This is a genomic window from Burkholderia sp. MR1-5-21, assembly GCF_053427715.1.
This window is the reverse complement of sequence record NZ_JBSAXD010000054.1, coordinates 1-15,929: the sequence shown is the minus strand read 5'-3', so window position 1 is coordinate 15,929 and position 15,929 is coordinate 1. Positions and strand designations below refer to the sequence as shown.

The following is a 15,929-nucleotide window of genomic DNA, read 5'->3' as shown; positions in this document are numbered from 1 at the left end:
TGAGGACTTCCCCCTTCCCGAGCGGCTGACCATGACCTGCCCTGCCGACCTCTACCCCGCCACCGTGCACCTGCCCGGCAGCAAGACGCCCGCGTTGAGCGCGGGCATGACGCTGTTCTTCGCCGCGACGGTCGGCGTGATCGTCGTCGACCTGTTCGCCGCGCAGCCGCTGACCGGCCCGATCAGCGCCGACCTGCATCTGCCGTCGGGCCTCGCCGGCCTCGTCGCGATGCTGCCGCAGCTCGGCTATGCGGCAGGGCTGGTCCTGCTTGTGCCGCTCGTCGACCTGCTGGAAAACCGCCGCCTGATCGTGACGACGCTCGCCGTCTGCGCGGCGATGCTGACGCTGCCGGCGATCACGCACTCGGGCGCCGTGTTCCTGCTCGCGACGCTGATTGCCGGCGCCGCATCGAGCGTGATCCAGATGCTGGTGCCGATCGCCGCGTCGATGGCGCCCGATGCGCAGCGCGGCCGTGCGGTCGGCAACGTGATGAGCGGCCTGATGCTCGGCATCCTGCTGTCGCGGCCGCTCGCGAGCCTGATCGCGGGATCGGCCGGCTGGCGCACGTTTTATGGCGTCGCGGCGGCCGCGAACGCCGGCATCGCCGTGGTGCTGGCGCGCCGGCTGCCGGTGCGGCGGCCGCACGCGACGACCGGCTACCGCGCGCTGCTCGTGTCGATGGGACGCCTGCTGGCCGACGAGCCGGTGCTGCGGCGGCATGCACTGTCCGCCGCGCTCGTGATGGCCGCGTTCAGCGCGTTCTGGACGGCGATCGGACTGCGGCTTGCGCAACTGCCGTTCGGCTTCGGGCTGCACGGGATCGCGCTGTTCGCGCTCGCCGGCGCGAGCGGGGCGATCGTCACGCCGCTCGCGGGCCGCGCCGGCGACCGCGGTCACGGAACGGCCGCGCTGCGGATCGCGCATGCGGCGATGCTGGTCGCGCTCGTCGCGATCGGCATCGCGGGCGCCGGCTGGGGCGGCTTCGACGCGCATGCGCATCGCGGCGCCGCAGTCGCGCTGCTCGTGGCCGGCGCGGCGCTGCTCGACGCGGGTGTCGTCACCGACCAGACGCTCGGCCGCCGCGCGATCAACCTGCTGAGCCCGGCCGCGCGCGGGCGCCTGAACGGACTCTTCGTCGGGCTGTTCTTCGTCGGCGGCGCGCTCGGCGCGGCGCTCGCGGGCAGCGCTTGGGCGTGGGCCGGCTGGCACGGCGTGTGCGGCGTTGCGCTCGCGTTCACCGGCGCGGCCGGCGTGTTCGGGATCGCGATGGATCGACGCCCCGCCCCTCCCGCCCCTGCGGCCGTGCCTGAAGCACCGTCCGAAACAACGGGCGCCCAATGAAAAATCCCCGCATGGCGAAGTCCGCCATGCGGGGATCGGTCTGACGATCTCGTGACGCGCCGCCTGCTGACGACGGCGGGCCGTCGAGGCCGTAACGGCGGCGCTCGCCGGTCAGTGTCGAACCAGCGCCATCATCGCGCCGAAGCCGACGAACAGGCCGCCCGTCAGCCGGTTGAACGCCTTCGCGACGTTCTGGCTCTTCAGTGTCGCGCCGATTCGCGTGCCGAACGACGCATAGACGAGATACCAGCTCACCTCGATCACCGCGAACGTCACGACCAGGATGCCGAACTGCGGCAGCGTCGGCTCGGACGCGTTGATGAACTGCGGCAGCAGCGCGGCGGCGAACAGGATCGCCTTCGGGTTGCTGCCCGCGACGATGAAGCCGTTGCGGAACAGCACCCAGCGCGACGCCGGCTCGGCCTGGCGCGCCACCGATTCGATGTCGGCGGCCGGCGCGTCGTCGACGCGCGCGCGCCATGCCTTCACGCCGAGGTAGATCAGGTACGCCGCGCCGGCGAAGCGCAGCACGTTGAACATCGCCGGCCACGCTTCGAGGAACACGCCGAGCCCGGCCGCCGACACCGACAGCATCAGCACCAGCGCACTCAGGCAGCCTGCCATCGTCGCCGACGAGCGCCGCAGCCCGTGCCGCGCGCCGTGCGTCATCACGAGCAGCATGTTCGGGCCCGGAATCGCCGACACGACGAACACCGTCGCCACGAAAAGCCACCACGTATGCAAGCTCATCCCCACCTCTCCCCGAAGGAAACCGAAAGGTGGATTATGCCGCGTGCGGCGCGGGTTTGTCCCGCGCCGCACGCCCTGCGTCAGCGGCCCGCGCGGCGCGACGCGACTTCGCCGAGCACCGCGAAGTCCAGCTCGCCGCCGCCGTGCGCGAGCGCGTCGAGCAGGTTGTCGCGCACGAGGCTCGCGACCGGCAGCGGCACCGACACCGCGTCGCCGGCCTCGAGCGCGAGCCGCACGTCCTTCAGCCCGAGGCGCGCCTTGAAGCGCGCCGGCTCGTAGCGCCGCTCGGCGATCATCGCGCCATAGCCTTCGTACACGGGCCCAGGAAACACGCTGCTCGTGATCACGTCGAGGAAATCGCGCATCGCGACGCCGTGCCCCGCGAGCAGCGCCGACGCTTCACCGAGCGTCTCGATCGCCGACGCGAGCGTGAAGTTCGCGGCGAGCTTCGCGACGTTCGCGTGCTGCGGCAGCGAGCCGAACCGCCAGGTCTTCTGGCCGATCGCGTCGAACACCGGCTGTATCCGTTCGAGCGCTTCCGCCGGGCCGGCCGCCATGATCGTCAGCCGTGCGGCGGCCGCGACGTCCGGCCGCCCCATCACCGGCGCGGCAACGTAGTGGAGACCGCGCGCCGCATGCGCGTGCGCGAGCGCTTCGGCGAGCGCGACCGAGATCGTCGCCATGTTCACGTGAATCAGCCCGCGCGGCGCCTGCGCGAGCAGCGCGTCGTCGAACACCGCGCGCGCGGCCGCGTCGTCCGCGAGCATCGAGAAGACCGCATCGCCGCGGAATGCGTCGGCCGGCGCGTCGACGACCTGCGCGCCGAGTTCGGCAAGCGGCGCGGCCCGCTCGCGCGACCGGTTCCAGACCCGCACCCGGTGCCCCGCCTTCAGCAGGTTCGCCGCGATCGCCAGCCCCATTTCGCCCAGTCCGATAAATCCGAGATCCATCGCTCGCTCCTTCGACAAGTGAAGCCCGGAGTTAAACACAGCCGCGTGCAACTTGCAGGCACCGCCGGCGCGCGCGATGCGATACTGCGCGCATGGCGACCGCGACCTTCCGTTTCCACGGCGAACTGAACGCGTTCCTCGCGCGCACCCAGCGCGACCGTGCGTTTGCCCGCGCGTGCGCGAGCGAGGCGACGGTCAAGCACATGGTCGAGGCACTCGGCGTTCCTCATACGGAAGTCGGGCAACTGCGCGTCAACGGCGCGGCAGCGCCGCTCGACCGGCGGCTTGCGGACGGCGACTGCGTCGACGTCTACCCGGAGCGCGCGCGGCCGCTGCCGGATGGCGCACCGGCTGGCGCACCAACGCCCGCGCACGCGGAATGGCGCTTCGTCGCCGACGCGCACCTCGGCGGCCTCGCGCAACTGCTGCGCCTCGCCGGCTTCGACACCTGCTACGACAACCATTTCAGCGACGACGAGATCGCCGCGCTCTGCGCGCATGACGGCCGCGTCGTGCTCACCCGCGACCGCGAGCTGCTCAAGCGGCGCGCGGTGGCCCGCGGCTGCTACCTGCACGCGCTGCAGCCCGCCGCGCAGCTGCGCGAGCTGTTCGCGCGGCTCGATCTCGCGCCGCACATGCGGCCGTTCCGCCTGTGCCTGCGCTGCAACGCGCCGCTGCACCCGTTGAGCGCGGAAGATGCGGCGGCGCGCGTGCCGGCCGGCGTCCGGCAGCGCCACCGGCGCTTCGCCGCGTGCGACGTGTGCCAGCGGGTGTTCTGGGAGGGCTCGCACTGGCGGCGCATGCGTACGGTGGTCGACGCGATGCGCGCGGTATCGCCCGGCGCCTGAAAAAACACAACCCCGCATGCCGGAACATGCGGGGTTGTGTCTGGCGGCCGGCAGCCCGGCCCCGGGCGAACGACTTAGTTCTGCGTGCCCGTGTCGTTCGTGCCTGCAGCGGATGCCGCAGCGGCCTTCGCCTTGCCCTTCGCCGAGCCATGCTGCTTCAGCTGGTGCTTCGGCTTGGTGTGATCCTTCTTCATCGGTGCCGATGCGGCGGCCGGTGCTTCAGCGGCCGGCGCCGAAGCCTGTGCGAATGCCGAAACCGATGCGAGTGCGAATGCTGCGGTCATGATCGAAGCGAGCGTCTTCTTCATTGTTCTTCCTTTAACAGGGAAAAAATCAAACGTACCGGTGAAAAGATGCGAGGCATTCGCATCGGAACGCCAGCCACGCCGGGGTTTCCGGTCGCTGCCCGGCAGGTCGGCTTGCGCATTCCTGTCGCAGCGAAAACTGACGTACTGGCTCCATAACGCACCGCGTTCGCGCTGAGTTGACAGCCTGCTTGCGAGATCCGGGCTTTCCCTGATGCGCACCTGACATGCCCGCGCGACCGCGTCCGCCGGGCCATGACCGGTATGAAGATACACGCCGGAAGCAGGCTCGCGCGCGGCCGCGGCGACGCTATACTGGCCTTCTTCCGTCCCTTTCCTCGGAACCCCGGAAACCGGATCGCGATCGGTCGTGGCCCATGCCGCACGGTGCCGCCGCGAACGCGCCGCCGGCACGAGGCACCCCAAATTGCCTGATCACAATCTGGACAGGTTGAAAATCGACCGGCGGCCGACCGCAACCGCCCCGCGACGGCGCCCGTGGCTCCGCTACGCGGCCGTTACCGCGCTCGTCGCCGTGGCGATCGGCGCGGGCATCGTACTGACCGGCCGGCCGGCGGTCGAGACGACGGCCGTGACCACCGCGTACCCGTTCCAGAACGACACGATGCTCAACGCGACCGGCTATGTCGTGCCGCAGCGCAAGGCCGCGGTCGCGTCGAAGGCGCAGGGACGCGTCGAGTGGCTCGGCGTGCTCGAAGGCACGCACGTGAAGAAGGACGAGATCATCGCGCGCCTCGAAAGCCGCGACGTCGCGGCGGCCCTCGCGCAGGCGGTCGCGCAGGTCGGCGTCGCCCGTGCCAACCTCGCGCTGCAGCAGGCGGAACTGAAGGACGCGCTGATCAGCCTGCACCGCAGCGAAATCCTCGTGCCGAAGGGTGCGCTGCCGGCCGCGCAATACGATTCCGACGTCGCCCGCGTGAACAAGGCCCGTGCGTCGGTCGCGAGCGACGAGGCCGCAATCGTGTCGGCCGAGGCCAATGCGCAGGCCGCGCAGGTCGCCGTCGACCAGACCGCGATCCGCGCGCCGTTCGACGGCGTCGTGCTCGAAAAGCACGCGAACGTCGGCGACAACATCACGCCGTTCTCGTCCGCGTCGGACAGCAAGGGCGCCGTCGTGACGATCGCCGACATGGACACGCTCGAAGTCGAAGCGGACGTGGCCGAATCGAACATCGCGCGGATCCGCGCGAACCAGCCGTGCGAGATCCAGCTCGACGCGCTGCCCGACCAGCGTTTCGCCGGCCTGGTGTCGCGCATCGTGCCGACCGTCGACCGGTCGAAGGCGACCGTGCTGGTCAAGGTGCGCTTCGTCGACCGCGACGCTCGCGTGCTGCCGGACATGAGCGCGAAGATCGCGTTCCTGTCGAAGCCCGTGTCCGCGCAGGACCGGCAGCCGGTGACGGCCGTGCAGGCGAGCGCCGTCGTCGAGCGCGGCGGCCGGCAGCTCGTGTTCGCAGTGAAGGACGACACGGTGCGCGAAACGGCCGTGACGACCGGCGCGCGGATCGGCGAACTCGTCGCGATCCGCGGCGTGCAGCCCGGCGACACGCTCGTGCTCGCACCGGGCCCGAAACTCGCGGACGGCGCGAAAGTGACCGTCGCGAAAAAGTAGCGTGAACGCGCCGCCCGCCCCGCTCGTCGAGATCAGCCACGTCGCGAAGTCGTACCGGCGCGGCGTGCAGACCGTGCCGGTGCTGACCGACATCACGCTCGACATCGGCGAAGGCGACTTCGTCGCGCTGATGGGGCCGTCTGGCTCCGGCAAGAGCACGCTGCTGAACCTCGTCGCGGGCATCGACCGGCCCGACAGCGGCGAGTTGCGCGTCGGCGGCCTCGACATCACGCGGCTCGCGGAAGCGGCGCTCGCCGAGTGGCGCGCCGCGCACGTCGGCTTCATCTTCCAGTTCTACAACCTGATGCCGGTGCTCACCGCGTACGAGAACGTCGAGCTGCCGCTGATGCTGACGAACCTGCCGCGCAAGGAGCGGCGCGAACGCGTCGAGCTCGTGCTGGACATGGTGAATCTCGGCGACCGGACGAGCCATTACCCGTCCGAGCTGTCGGGTGGCCAGCAGCAGCGCGTCGCGATCGCGCGCGCGCTGATCACCGACCCCGCGCTGATCGTCGCCGACGAGCCGACCGGCGACCTCGACCGCGCATCCGCGAGCGAAGTGCTGTCGATGCTGCAGCGGCTCAATGCGGACCTCGGCAAGACCATCATCATGGTGACCCACGACGCGCACGCGGCGGCCGCGGCGAAAGCGCTCGTGCATCTGGAAAAAGGGGAGCTGATCGATGGGCAGCCCGGCTGAGCGCCGTCGCGGAGCCGCGCGATGTACGTGCTGAAGCTGATCGCGCGCAACGCGCTGCGGCACAAGCTGCGCACGCTGCTGACCGTGCTCGGGCTGACGATCGCGGTGCTCGCATACGGGCTGCTGCACACGGTGGTCGACGCGTGGTACGCGGGCGCCGCCGCGGCATCGAGCGCGCGGCTCGTCACGCGCAATGCGATCTCGCTCGTGTTTCCGCTGCCGGTGAGCTACGAGAACCGGATTCGCGGCGTGGACGGCGTGACGGCCGTCGTCCGCTCGAACTGGTTCGGCGGCATCTACCGCGACCCGAAGAACTTCTTCGCGAGCTTCGCGGTATCGGACAACTATCTCGACCTGTACCCGGAGTTCATCCTGGGCGCGCAGCAGCGCGACGACTACCAGCGCGACCGCAAGGGCTGCCTCATCGGCCGGCAGCTCGCGACCCAGTTCGGCTTCAAGGTCGGCGACGTGATTCCGCTGAGAGGCACGATCTACCCGGGCACCTGGGATTTCGTCGTGCGCGGCATCCTCGACGGCCGCGACGAATCGACGATCACGCGCCAGCTCGTGTTCCACTGGGACTACCTGAACGAGTCGATGCGCAAGACGACGCCCCGCCAGGCCAACCAGGTCGGCGTGTACGTGCTCGGCATCGCGAACCCCGACGATGCCGCCTCGATCTCCCGCAACGTCGACGCGATCTTCAGGAACTCGCTCGCCGAGACCCTCACCGAAACGGAACAGGCGTTCCAGCTCGGCTTCGTCGCGATGTCGAACCAGATCATCGCGGCGATCCGCGTCGTGTCGTACGTGGTGATCCTGATCATCATGGCGGTGATGGCCAACTCGATGGCGATGAGTGCGCGCGAGCGCACCGTCGAATACGCGACGCTGAAGGCGCTCGGCTTCGGCCCCGGGTTCCTCGCGCTGCTCGTGTTCGGCGAGTCGCTCGTGATCGCCGCGATCGGCGGCAGCCTCGGCATGCTCGCGATGCCGCCGGCCGCGCACCTGTTCAAGCAGGCGACGGGCGGCGTGTTCCCCGTGTTCAACGTGTCCGCGCAGACGCTCGCATTGCAGGCGGCGTGTACGCTCGCGGTCGGCGTCGCGGCGGCGATCGTGCCGGCCTGGCAGGCCTCGCGGGTGCGCGTCGTCGAAGGCCTGCGGGCGATCGGCTGAGCCCGCCATGGCGATCCCGCTCACGTACATCGCGCGCAACCTGTGGGCCCGCCGGCTCACCACCGTGCTCACCGCGGGCGGCCTCGCGCTCGTCGTGTTCGTGTTCGCGACCGTGCTGATGCTCGACGCGGGCCTGACGAAAACGCTGGTGTCGACCGGCGAGCCCGACAACGTCGTGATCATCCGCAAGGGCGCGGAAACCGAGGTGCAGAGCGCGATCGACCACCAGCAGGCGAACGCGCTGGAAATGCATCCGTCGGTCGCGCTCGGCGCCGGCGGCCGGCCGATGGCGTCGAAGGAAACCGTCGTGCTGATCTCGCTCGTGAAGCGCTCGACGGGCAAGCCGTCGAACGTCGTGATTCGCGGCGTGTCGCAGACGGGCCTCGGGCTGCGGCCGCGCGTGAACCTCGTCGCCGGGCGCATGTTCACCGCCGGCTCGTCGGAGATCGTCGTCGGCAGCGCGATCGCGAAAGGCTTCAGCGGCACGCAGATCGGCGACCGCCTGCATTTCGCGCAGCGCGACTGGACCGTCGTCGGCCGCTTCGACGCCGGCGGCAGCGGCTTCGACTCCGAGATCTGGGGCGACGTCGACCAGCTGATGCAGTCGTTTCGCCGCACCAGCTATTCGTCGATGGTCGTGCGCATCCCGGGCGCGGACGCGTTCGCGCGCTTCAAGGCCGACATCGACGTCGACCCGCGCCTCACCGACGAGGCCAAGCGCGAGCAGACCTTCTACGGCGACCAGTCGAAGACGCTGTCGAGGTTCATCAACATCCTCGGCATGACGCTGTCGACAATCTTCTCGATCGCCGCGATGATCGGCGCGATGATCACGATGTATGCGTCGGTCGCGAACCGCGTCGCCGAAATCGGCACGTTGCGCGCGCTCGGCTTCAAGCGCGCCAACGTGCTCGCGGCGTTCCTGCTCGAGGCGCTGCTGCTCGGCTTCGTCGGCGGCGTCGCCGGGCTCGCGTGCGCGGCGCTGATGGGCTTCGTGTCGTTTTCCACGACCAACTTCCAGACGTTCTCGGATCTGTCGTTCCGCTTCGTGCTCACGCCGGGCATCGTCGTGAAGACGCTGCTGTTCTCGGTGACGATGGGCCTGATCGGCGGGTTCCTGCCGGCGATGCGTGCCGCGCGGATGAACATCGTCGACGCGCTGCGCGCGCGGTGACGCATCGATTCAAAACCTGCATCGATCAAGTCAGGAATTGGCATGAAACGCGCGATTTCGCCATGCAAGAATGCCTTGGACGACCAGCATCGCCGTGACTCGCGACGGCGGTGACGGCGTCCGGCCAGCGGGCGGACAGCGTTCCGCCTGATCCGCCCCCGGCCGGCAGCACCCGACACCACATCGAGCGCGCCCGACGCGCCAGCCGCACGACGGCACCTTCCGCTCTCGGAGGAGACGACATGAATCCGCTCCACGCGTTGCCGGCGTCCGCGTCGGCAACGGCCCGGCGCACCCGTGTGCGCTGGCTCGTGCTGGCCGTGCTGTTCGCGGTCACGACCATCAACTACGCGGATCGCGCCGCGATCGCGATCGCGGGCCCGAGCCTCGCCCGCGCGCTGCACCTGAGCCACGTGCAGATCGGCTTCATCTTCTCCGCGTTCGGCTGGTCATACGTGATCGCGCAGTTGCCGGGCGGGTGGCTGCTCGACCGCTACGGGTCGCGCGTCGTCTATGCATTCAGCATCTTCTTCTGGTCGCTGTTCACGCTGCTGCAGGGCGCGATCGGGTTCTTCGGCGGCGGCGCCGCGTTCGCGCTGCTGTTCGCGCTGCGGTTTTGCGTCGGCGCGGCCGAAGCGCCGTCGTTCCCGGCCAACAGCCGGATCGTGTCCGCGTGGTTCCCGGCCCCCGAGCGCGGCACCGCGTCGGCGATCTTCAACGCCGCGCAGTACGCGGCGACCGTTTTGTTCGCGCCGCTGATGGGCTGGCTCGTGCACGCGTTCGGCTGGCAATCGGTGTTCGCCGTGATGGGCGTGCTCGGCTTCGCGTTCGTGCTGGTGTGGAACCGCACCGTGTACGACCCGAAGGATCATCCGCAGATCAACCGCGCGGAGCTCGACTACCTCGCCGAAGGCGGTGCGCTCGTCAACATCGACCAGGCGACCGGCCAGCGCGACGGCGGCCCGCAACTGCGCCACGTGAAGGCGCTGCTGAAGAGCCGGATGCTGATCGGCGTCTACGTCGCGCAATACTGCATCAACGCGCTGACCTACTTCTTCATTACGTGGTTTCCCGTCTACCTCGTGCAGGCGCGCGGGATGTCGATCCTGAACGCGGGACTGGTCGCGTCGATCCCGGCCGTGTGCGGGTTCCTCGGCGGCATTCTCGGCGGGATCATCTCCGACGCGCTGCTGAAGCAGGGCCAGTCGCTGTCGATCGCGCGCAAGGTGCCGATCGTCGTCGGCATGCTGCTGTCGATGTCGATGGTCATCTGCAACTACACCGACTCGCACGTGCTCGTCGTGCTGTTCATGGCGCTGTCGTTCTTCGGCAAGGGGCTCGGCGCGCTCGGCTGGGCCGTCAACGCCGACACCGCGCCGCGCCAGATCGCCGGCCTGAGCGGCGCGCTGCTCAACACCTGCGGGAACCTGTCCAGCATCACGACGCCGATCGCGATCGGCTACATCGTCGACCGCAGCGGCTCGTTCAACGGCGCACTCGTCTACGTCGTCGCGCACGCGCTCGTCGCGGTGATCTGTTACGTGTTCGTCGTCGGCGAGATCCGCCGCGTCGAGCTGAATTGAACGCGGCGGGCCGCGCCGGCGCGTCCGGCCGGCCCGGCCGCCAGCCAGGAGCGAATCGATGTCCGAATCCCGCAGTGCCGGCGCCCCGCCGGGCACCCCGCGCGTCACGCGCATGCAGGTGATCCCCGTCGCCGGTCGCGACAGCATGCTGCTCAACCTGTGTGGTGCGCATGCGCCGTTCTTCACCCGCAATCTCGTGATCCTCGCGGACAGCAGCGGACGCACGGGCGTCGGCGAAGTCCCGGGCGGCGAAGGGATCCGGCAGGCGCTCGAGCGGATGACGGATCTCGTCGTCGGCCAGCCGATCGGGCGCTACCAGGCGACGCTCAACACGGTCCGCGCGGCGCTGTCCGGCAACGGCGCGGCGGCCGGCCGCACGATCCGGCACGAGGTGACGTCGGCCGGCGAAGCGGCGGTGCTGCGGCAGCCGCACGAGATCAACCTGCGGCTCGACAACGTGATCACCGCAATCGAGGCCGCGCTGCTCGACCTGCTCGGCCAGTGCCTCGACGTGCCGGTCGCGGCGCTGCTCGGCGAAGGCCAGCAGCGCGACGCGGTGCCGATGCTGGCCTACCTGTTCTACATCGGCGACCGGCGCCGTACCGACCTGCCGTATCGGGGCGAAACCGGCGCGCAGCACGCGTGGTTCCGGCTGCGCAACGAGGAAGCGCTGACGCCCGCGGCGATCGCGCGGCAGGCGGAGGCGGCAGTCGAGCGTTACGGATTCGCCGATTTCAAGCTGAAGGGCGGCGTGATGGCGGGCGCCGACGAGATGGAGGCGATTGCCGCGATCAAGTCGTGCTTTCCGGACGGGCGCGTGACGCTCGACCCGAACGGCGCGTGGTCGCTCGACGAGGCAGTGGCCCTGTGCCGGGGTCAGGGCCACCTGCTCGCGTACGCGGAAGACCCGTGCGGGCCGGAAGCCGGCTATTCGGGACGCGAGGTGATGGCCGAATTCCGCCGCGCGACCGGCATCCCGACCGCGACCAACATGATCGCGACCGACTGGCGGCAGATGGATCACGCGGTGCGCCTGCAGGCGGTCGACATCCCGCTCGCCGATCCGCACTTCTGGACGATGCAGGGCTCGGTGCGGCTCGCGCAGCTGTGCCGCGACTGGGGGCTCACGTGGGGCTCGCACTCGAACAATCACTTCGACGTGTCGCTCGCGATGTTCACGCACGCGGCGGCCGCCGCGCCTGGCACGATCACCGCGATCGACACGCACTGGATCTGGCAGGAAGGCGACGCGCGGCTCACGCGCGAGCCGCTGGCCATCGTCGGCGGCAAGGTGGCGGTGCCGGAACGGCCGGGCCTCGGGATCGAGCTCGACATGGCGCAGGTGGAAGCGGCGCATGCGCTGTACCGGCAGGTCGGCGGCACGGCGCGCGACGATGCGATCGCGATGCGCTACCTCGTGCCGGGGTGGACGTACGATCCGAAGCGGCCGAGTTTCGGGCGGGGGTGATGGATGGTGACGACGGACAGCGCGGCGCCGCGCTGTCGGTTCCGGCGTTCACGACAATCCACTCGCTGCTGAGCGGGTCGCCGTTCGGCCGCCGGCTTGCTGCCCGGCTCGTCTGCCGATGCACAAACAAAAAGGGCTCGATCTTGTGATCGAGCCCTTCGAATACTGTTGGTGGAGCGGAGGAGGATCGAACTCCCGACCTTCGCATTGCGAACGCGACGCTCTCCCAGCTGAGCTACCGCCCCAACAAACACAGATCATACACACGCATTTGCGCGCTTGGCAATAGGGGTCGTTACTTCGTCGGCGCCCCCGCCAGCACCCATTCGACGACCGAGCGGATGTCCGCGTCGCTCATCCGCGGATGCGCGGGCATCGGGATCGCGCCCCATACGCCGGAGCCGCCCTCCTTCACCTTTTTCGACAGCTTCGCCACCGCCTGCGGGTCGCTCTTGTAGCGCGCCGCGATGTCCTTGAACGACGGGCCGACCAGCTTGCGGTCGACCGCGTGGCAGCCCATGCACGCATTGCTGCGCGCGACCTTGATACCGTCCCCGACGTCCGCGTGCGCGACCGCGCCGAACGTGCCGGCGACGAGCGCCGCGGCCGCGGCGCCCTGCACCATCCAGTGTTTCATCTGCTTCATCTGCCTGACCATCATTGCGGCGTCGCCTTCGGATTGCCGGGGTGCACGCTGGACGAGTTCGAGATCGGCGCGGGCGGCTGCAGCGGCGTCGCCGTCACCGACGTATCGGGCACTGCGCCGACCGTCGCGTTGTCCGCCGGCGCAGCCGACGCCGCCGGGGTGCCGCTTGCGGGCATCGCCACCTGCAGCGCCTGTGCGTCCGCCGGCTTGATGTACTGGAACACCTTCACGACCTTCTCGACGCCCGGCACCTGGCTCGCGACTTCCGCGCCGCGATTGCCTTCGTCGACCGTCACGAGGCCCAGCAGATAGATGTTGCCGCGCTCGCTGACGACCTTGTAGTTGTTCGCCGAGATGTCCTTCTCGGCGATCAGCGCGGTCTTCACGCGCCCTTCGAGGTACGAGTCGTTCGCGCGCGACGACAGCGATGCGGCCGGCTCGGCCGACAGCTCGTTGATGATGCCGTTCACGTTGTTGATGCCGCGCACGATTTCCTCGGCGCGCTGCTTCGATGCGTCGTTCGGCACCTCGCCCGTCAGCAGTACGCGGCGGTTGAACACGGTCACGTTCACGTGCGACTCGTCCGGCAGCCCGCTCTTGATCTGCGACAGCGCCTTGACCTGGATCTCGCGGTCCTCCGTCTGCGCGCCGAGCGTGCGGCGATCGGTCGCGATCAGCGCGCCGCCGCCGGCTGCCGCCCCCAGCACGCCGAGCACGCAGCCCTGCAGCGACATCGCGGCGCCCGCCGCCAGCGCGGCCAGCAGCGTGGTTCTGACGAGCGTCTGTTTGACGCGGCTTTTCTTCATCGACGGCTCTCCTTCGTTCAATCCTCGCCCAGCAGCATCGCGTCGATGCCGTCGCACAGGCAGTGGATGGTCAGCAGATGGACTTCGTGGATGCGCGCCGCGCGTTCGGCGGGCACGCTGATCGGGATGTCGGTGTCGGACAGCGCGGCCGCGAGCGCATGGCTGCTGCCGCCCGTCAGCGCGACCACCGTCATTTCGCGCTCGTGCGCCTCGTCCACGGCGGCCAGCACGCGCGGCGATGCGCCGGTCGGGTCGAGCACCAGCAGGATGTCGCCGGTCTGCCCGAGCACGCGCACCTGCTGCGCGAACAGCTGCTCGGGTGCCATCGCGCCGGTCAGGCCCGCATGGGACGCATCGGTGGCCAGCGCGATCGCGGGCAGGCCCGGCCGCTCGCGCTCGAAGCCGCCGACCAGCGACACGGCGAGGTATCGCGCGGCGGCGGCCGACGGGCCGTCGCCGCACGCGACGATCTTGTTGCCGTTCGCCAGCGCGGCGAACATCGCGTCGACCGCGGCTGCGATCGGCAGCGACAACGCGTCGGCTGCTTCGACGTGAAGCGCGGTGCTGTCGCGGAAATGTTGCTGAATACGTTCGACTGACATCGATTCCTGATCGGGTACAACGCGTGATGGACATCGCGCGGCATCATGAGTGCGGCGAGTTTACCGTACTCCGGGGCCTCGTCCGGTGGCGCTGCAAGAACTCTTTACATCTCGTCACAGCTCTCGGCCATCCTGGCAAGCGCGGCTATCCGTCGTCGGCACGGAATGCGTCACGCAGCCAGACCAGCTGCCCGGCCTCGAACGCGACCACGTCGAAGCGGCACGGCGCGCCGGCCCCATGCCGCACCCAGTATCGCTGCGCCGCCGCCACGAGCCGACGGCGCTTGCGCCAGCCGATGCTCGCGGCCGCACCGCCGTGCCTGACGCTGCGCCGCGCGCGCACCTCGACGAACACCAGCGTGCCGTCCGGCTCGCGCATCACGAGATCGAGTTCGCCGCCGCGCATCGTCACGTTCGCCGCGACGAATGCGAGCCGGCGGCGTTCGAGAAACTGCCGCGCCCGTGCCTCGAACGCCGCACCGACCGACTTGGATCGCGCCGCGCCGGAAAATTTGTCGTCGCCGTTGGCGTTCCGCGCAGCCGCCTGCGCCCCGGCGCGCACCGGATCGCGCCCGCCGCCGCCCGATCCGGCGCGCGCCCCGTGGCACAATGCCGACCTTGTTCCGCTTGCGCCGCGCTCGCGCGCGTTGCCCGCCGCCATGACTGCCCTCCTCGAACTTGCACACACGCAGCACTACCCGGCCGCCGCGCTCTACATCGTCGCGACGCCGATCGGCAACACGGCCGACATCACGCTGCGCGCGCTCCACGTGCTCGGCCTCGCCGACCGCATCGCCGCCGAAGACACCCGCAACACGGGCCAGCTGCTTGCCCGCTACGGCATCTCGAAACCGCTCGTCGCCGCGCACGAACACAACGAACGCGAAGCGGCGCTGCGCGTGATCGAGCACCTGCGCGCCGGCGAGCGCATCGCATATGTGTCGGATGCCGGCACGCCCGGCATCTCGGATCCGGGCGCGCGGCTCGTCGACGCGGTGCGCGCGGCCGGCTTCGCGGTGATTCCGCTGCCGGGCGCGAGCGCGGCCGTGACCGCGGTGAGCGTCGCGGGCGACTGGGCCGGCACGTTCACGTTCGCAGGCTTCCTGCCGCCGAAGGCAAAGCAGCGCGCCGCCGAACTGCAGACGCTGGCCACGCATCCGTATGCGCTCGTGTTCTACGAGGCGCCGCACCGGATCGTCGAGACGGTCGCCGCGCTCGCAGACGCATTCGGCCCCGCGCGCCGGCTGCTGATCGCGCGCGAACTGACCAAGCTACACGAGCAACTGTTCCAGGGCACCCTGGCCGAAGGGATAACATGGCTCGAAGGTGACGCGAACCGGCAGCGCGGCGAGTTCGTGCTCGTCGTCGAAGGCGCGCCGGCCGACGACGGCACGGCCGACGACACCGCCCACGATGCGCTGCTCAAGCTGCTGCTGGAGGAAGTGCCGGTGAAGAGCGCGGCGAAACTCGCGGCCGCGCTGACGGGCGCGCCGCGCAACGCGCTGTATGCGCGCGCGCTGGCGCTGAAGGACGGTTGACGACGCGGCGGCCGCACTGCGGGGTGCAGGCTACAGCCGGCGGTCCAGCGGTCTGCGGTCTGCGGCCGGCGGTCTGCGGTCTGCGGTCGGCGGTCGGCGGCCCAGCGGTCGGCGGTCGGCGGTCGGCGCGACAGCCACAGCCACGCCACCGGATACTGCCGCGCAGAATCGGGATAGGGGCGGTCAGGAAGACTGACCGATCCCCTCCCACACCACCCGGCATGCGGGTCCGCACCGGGCGGTTCGAGCAGTTGAGGTTATGAGAGCCGGGGCAAACCGAGCCGGTCGAAGTAGGCGATGGGCATCACCCGGTTTAGCCGCAGGCGGCTGTTGCGCCACCAGCGTCTGCTATTTGCGGCCACCTCTCTGGCGTCCGCTTCCAGGGCGCCCAGCGCCAGCATCTCCCGA

16 protein-coding genes, 1 tRNA gene and 1 pseudogene are annotated in these 15,929 nt (G+C 70.0%); 9 read left to right on the top strand and 9 right to left on the bottom strand.

What is annotated here, in order from left to right:
- The first annotated feature begins 31 nt into the window (after positions 1–31).
- Positions 32–1,342: an MFS transporter gene (locus ACV229_RS39015; protein WP_448088379.1), complete on the top strand. Its 1,311-nt coding sequence runs from the start codon at positions 32–34 to the stop codon at positions 1,340–1,342.
- 111 nt (positions 1,343–1,453) lie between these two features.
- Here ACV229_RS39015 and ACV229_RS39010 read toward each other — a convergent pair whose 3' ends face one another.
- Together ACV229_RS39010 and ACV229_RS39005 are read right to left on the bottom strand one after the other, a co-directional pair.
- Complete coding sequence (locus ACV229_RS39010; protein WP_448088378.1) at positions 1,454–2,092, bottom strand: LysE family translocator; 639 nt, start codon at positions 2,090–2,092, stop codon at positions 1,454–1,456.
- An 80-nt stretch (positions 2,093–2,172) separates the two neighbouring features.
- On the bottom strand, positions 2,173–3,042 hold the full coding sequence (locus ACV229_RS39005; RefSeq protein WP_448088377.1) for an NAD(P)-dependent oxidoreductase: 870 nt from the start codon (positions 3,040–3,042) through the stop codon (positions 2,173–2,175).
- Positions 3,043–3,134: 92 nt separating this feature from the next.
- On the opposite strand from ACV229_RS39005, the gene ACV229_RS39000 reads away from it, so the two are divergent.
- Positions 3,135–3,890, top strand: coding sequence for a Mut7-C RNAse domain-containing protein (locus ACV229_RS39000; protein ID WP_448088376.1), 756 nt, complete (start codon positions 3,135–3,137; stop codon positions 3,888–3,890).
- Positions 3,891–3,964: 74 nt separating this feature from the next.
- Here the strand turns inward: ACV229_RS39000 and ACV229_RS38995 are convergent, their stop codons facing one another.
- Positions 3,965–4,198, bottom strand: a complete 234-nt coding sequence (locus ACV229_RS38995) for a hypothetical protein (protein WP_448088398.1) — start codon at positions 4,196–4,198, stop codon at positions 3,965–3,967.
- A 424-nt stretch (positions 4,199–4,622) separates the two neighbouring features.
- Between ACV229_RS38995 and ACV229_RS38990 the strand changes: the two genes are divergently transcribed.
- The 6 genes from ACV229_RS38990 to ACV229_RS38965 all read left to right on the top strand — a co-directional run bounded on the left by ACV229_RS38990 (position 4,623) and on the right by ACV229_RS38965 (position 11,929).
- A complete protein-coding gene (locus ACV229_RS38990; RefSeq protein WP_448088375.1) occupies positions 4,623–5,828 on the top strand; it encodes an efflux RND transporter periplasmic adaptor subunit in 1,206 nt (401 codons plus the stop codon).
- A 1-nt stretch (position 5,829) separates the two neighbouring features.
- Entirely contained in the window at positions 5,830–6,528 is a 699-nt protein-coding gene (locus tag ACV229_RS38985; protein ID WP_448088374.1) for an ABC transporter ATP-binding protein, read from the top strand.
- A gap of 21 nt (positions 6,529–6,549) precedes the next feature.
- Positions 6,550–7,704 carry an ABC transporter permease gene (locus ACV229_RS38980; protein ID WP_448088373.1) on the top strand — a complete coding sequence of 385 codons (1,155 nt, stop codon included), beginning with the start codon at positions 6,550–6,552 and terminating at the stop codon, positions 7,702–7,704.
- 7 nt (positions 7,705–7,711) lie between these two features.
- Positions 7,712–8,878 (top strand): ABC transporter permease, encoded by a 1,167-nt coding sequence (locus tag ACV229_RS38975; RefSeq protein ID WP_448088372.1) that lies wholly within the window; start codon positions 7,712–7,714, stop codon positions 8,876–8,878.
- A gap of 242 nt (positions 8,879–9,120) precedes the next feature.
- The gene (locus tag ACV229_RS38970; RefSeq protein WP_448088371.1) at positions 9,121–10,461 is read left to right on the top strand and encodes an MFS transporter; all 1,341 of its coding nucleotides are present in this window, start codon (positions 9,121–9,123) and stop codon (positions 10,459–10,461) included.
- A 58-nt stretch (positions 10,462–10,519) separates the two neighbouring features.
- Positions 10,520–11,929 (top strand): enolase C-terminal domain-like protein, encoded by a 1,410-nt coding sequence (locus tag ACV229_RS38965; RefSeq protein ID WP_448088370.1) that lies wholly within the window; start codon positions 10,520–10,522, stop codon positions 11,927–11,929.
- A 169-nt stretch (positions 11,930–12,098) separates the two neighbouring features.
- Here the strand turns inward: ACV229_RS38965 and ACV229_RS38960 are convergent.
- From ACV229_RS38960 to ACV229_RS38940, 5 genes are all read right to left on the bottom strand, one after another.
- Positions 12,099–12,174, bottom strand: a tRNA-Ala gene (locus ACV229_RS38960).
- 50 nt (positions 12,175–12,224) lie between these two features.
- On the bottom strand, positions 12,225–12,575 hold the full coding sequence (locus ACV229_RS38955; protein WP_448088369.1) for a c-type cytochrome: 351 nt from the start codon (positions 12,573–12,575) through the stop codon (positions 12,225–12,227).
- Positions 12,576–12,586: 11 nt separating this feature from the next.
- On the bottom strand, positions 12,587–13,381 hold the full coding sequence (locus ACV229_RS38950) for a BON domain-containing protein (protein ID WP_448088368.1): 795 nt from the start codon (positions 13,379–13,381) through the stop codon (positions 12,587–12,589).
- Positions 13,382–13,398: 17 nt separating this feature from the next.
- Positions 13,399–13,983 carry an SIS domain-containing protein gene (locus tag ACV229_RS38945; protein WP_448088367.1) on the bottom strand — a complete coding sequence of 195 codons (585 nt, stop codon included), beginning with the start codon at positions 13,981–13,983 and terminating at the stop codon, positions 13,399–13,401.
- A 145-nt stretch (positions 13,984–14,128) separates the two neighbouring features.
- The gene (locus ACV229_RS38940) at positions 14,129–14,593 is read right to left on the bottom strand and encodes a YraN family protein (RefSeq protein ID WP_448088397.1); all 465 of its coding nucleotides are present in this window, start codon (positions 14,591–14,593) and stop codon (positions 14,129–14,131) included.
- Positions 14,594–14,642: 49 nt separating this feature from the next.
- Between ACV229_RS38940 and rsmI the strand changes: the two genes are divergently transcribed.
- Entirely contained in the window at positions 14,643–15,521 is an 879-nt protein-coding gene (rsmI, locus tag ACV229_RS38935) for a 16S rRNA (cytidine(1402)-2'-O)-methyltransferase (protein WP_448088366.1), read from the top strand.
- 257 nt (positions 15,522–15,778) lie between these two features.
- Here rsmI and ACV229_RS38930 read toward each other — a convergent pair.
- Positions 15,779–15,929, bottom strand: a pseudogene (locus ACV229_RS38930) (group II intron reverse transcriptase/maturase); the annotation flags it as partial.

What these genes read in the sequence shown, in the direction of transcription:
- ACV229_RS39010 (WP_448088378.1), bottom strand. Translation starts at nt 2,092, where the DNA reads ATGAGCTTGCATACGTGGTGGCTTTTCGTGGCGACGGTGTTCGTCGTG.
- rsmI (WP_448088366.1), top strand. Translation starts at nt 14,643, where the DNA reads ATGACTGCCCTCCTCGAACTTGCACACACGCAGCACTACCCGGCCGCC.
- ACV229_RS38955 (WP_448088369.1), bottom strand. Translation starts at nt 12,575, where the DNA reads ATGAAGCAGATGAAACACTGGATGGTGCAGGGCGCCGCGGCCGCGGCG.
- ACV229_RS39005 (WP_448088377.1), bottom strand. Translation starts at nt 3,042, where the DNA reads ATGGATCTCGGATTTATCGGACTGGGCGAAATGGGGCTGGCGATCGCG.
- ACV229_RS38970 (WP_448088371.1), top strand. Translation starts at nt 9,121, where the DNA reads ATGAATCCGCTCCACGCGTTGCCGGCGTCCGCGTCGGCAACGGCCCGG.
- ACV229_RS38980 (WP_448088373.1), top strand. Translation starts at nt 6,550, where the DNA reads ATGTACGTGCTGAAGCTGATCGCGCGCAACGCGCTGCGGCACAAGCTG.
- ACV229_RS38995 (WP_448088398.1), bottom strand. Translation starts at nt 4,198, where the DNA reads ATGAAGAAGACGCTCGCTTCGATCATGACCGCAGCATTCGCACTCGCA.
- ACV229_RS38945 (WP_448088367.1), bottom strand. Translation starts at nt 13,983, where the DNA reads ATGTCAGTCGAACGTATTCAGCAACATTTCCGCGACAGCACCGCGCTT.
- ACV229_RS38965 (WP_448088370.1), top strand. Translation starts at nt 10,520, where the DNA reads ATGTCCGAATCCCGCAGTGCCGGCGCCCCGCCGGGCACCCCGCGCGTC.
- ACV229_RS39000 (WP_448088376.1), top strand. Translation starts at nt 3,135, where the DNA reads ATGGCGACCGCGACCTTCCGTTTCCACGGCGAACTGAACGCGTTCCTC.
- ACV229_RS38950 (WP_448088368.1), bottom strand. Translation starts at nt 13,381, where the DNA reads ATGAAGAAAAGCCGCGTCAAACAGACGCTCGTCAGAACCACGCTGCTG.
- ACV229_RS39015 (WP_448088379.1), top strand. Translation starts at nt 32, where the DNA reads ATGACCTGCCCTGCCGACCTCTACCCCGCCACCGTGCACCTGCCCGGC.
- ACV229_RS38975 (WP_448088372.1), top strand. Translation starts at nt 7,712, where the DNA reads ATGGCGATCCCGCTCACGTACATCGCGCGCAACCTGTGGGCCCGCCGG.